This window comes from Sulfitobacter sp. 15WGC, assembly GCF_005068605.1.
GTDB lineage: Bacteria > Pseudomonadota > Alphaproteobacteria > Rhodobacterales > Rhodobacteraceae > Sulfitobacter > Sulfitobacter faviae.
Window position 1 is genome coordinate 1 of the sequence record NZ_SZNL01000056.1, and the last position, 1,235, is coordinate 1,235.

Below are 1,235 nucleotides of genomic sequence, written 5' to 3' on the forward strand. Positions count from 1 at the left end.
AAAAAAGCGCTGCACCGCGCGCGCTGGCTTGAGGTCATCTGGATCGCGGTCTTAGGGTCGATCGTGGCGGCAATCTATTTTGCAGTGGGCAGCAGCCAAGCGATGAAAACCGCATGGATCGAAGACCTGCTCAGCTTTGTGCCGCCCATCGCCTTTCTCGTTGGCTCATGGATCGAGGGATGGAAGCCCAACCGCCGTTTCCCACTGGGCTATATCCGTGTCACATCAATCGCTTATCTGATCAGCGCCGTGTCGCTCGGCGGGGTCGGGATCTTTCTTATCGTCGACTCTTCCATCGCGCTCATCAAACAGGAGCACCCCACCATCGGCAGTGTCGAGTTTTTCGGCACCACCATTTGGTTCGGCTGGGTGATGATCGCGGCGCTGGCCTATAGCGTCGTGATGCCGGTCATTTTCGGCCATTTAAAAATGAAACCCGCCAAGATGCTCCATGACAAGACGCTTTATGCCGATGCCATGATGAACAAGGCGGATTGGATGACAGGGCTTGCCGGGATCGTGGGCATCCTCGGGATCGGGATGGGCTGGTGGTGGGCCGACGCGGTCGCGGCCATCGTGATCGCCTTGGACGTGCTGCATGACGGTTTCAAACACACCGGCGCGGCGATCCGGGACCTCAGCGATGAGATGCCGCGCACGATTGAAGATAAGGATTTCGACCCGCTGATCGGAGAGGTGCAGAATACTTTCAACGCGCTGCCGTGGGTCCGCGAAAGCCGCCTGCGCCTGCGCGAAGAAGGGCGTTTTCTGACCGGCACGATCTATGTCGTGGCGCATGAAAACGGCGCTACGCCCGAGAGGGTCGAAGCGGCGGAGGCCGAATTGCTCGACCTGCATTGGCGCATTCACGACATCTCGATCATGCCGCGAACTAAGATTGCAGGGTCGGTCACGATTGAAGGCGCGGATGACGGCACTCTGCCGTTGCGTTCTGGCGCTCGGCGGCGTCCGGTGGGGTGACCGGGGGCGGATCGCGTCAGATTTAAAGCTGACCTACAGACACGCCCCCGCATCGACTTTGCCCCGCGCCATCGCACGCGGGGCAACATTCATCTGGCTTATGCGCCGACCAACGTGCCGCCGTTCGGATGCAGCACCTGGCCGCTCATATAAGATGAGTCCTCGCAGGCGAGGAACAGCAGTGACGGGGCCACCTCATTCGGCTGACCGGGGCGGCCAAGGGGGGTGTTTTCGCCAAATTCCTCAACCTTATC

General features: G+C 60.1%; 2 protein-coding genes. One reads left to right on the plus strand and one right to left on the minus strand.

What is annotated here, in order from left to right; all coding sequences use genetic code 11:
* A partial coding sequence (locus FCK22_RS17905; protein WP_136720746.1) for a cation transporter occupies positions 1-981 on the plus strand: 981 nt, incomplete at its 5' end.
* Positions 982-1,079: 98 nt separating this feature from the next.
* On the opposite strand, the gene FCK22_RS19570 is transcribed toward FCK22_RS17905, so the two are convergent.
* The coding region (locus FCK22_RS19570; protein ID WP_136720747.1) for an SDR family oxidoreductase at positions 1,080-1,235 on the minus strand (156 nt) is incomplete at its 5' end.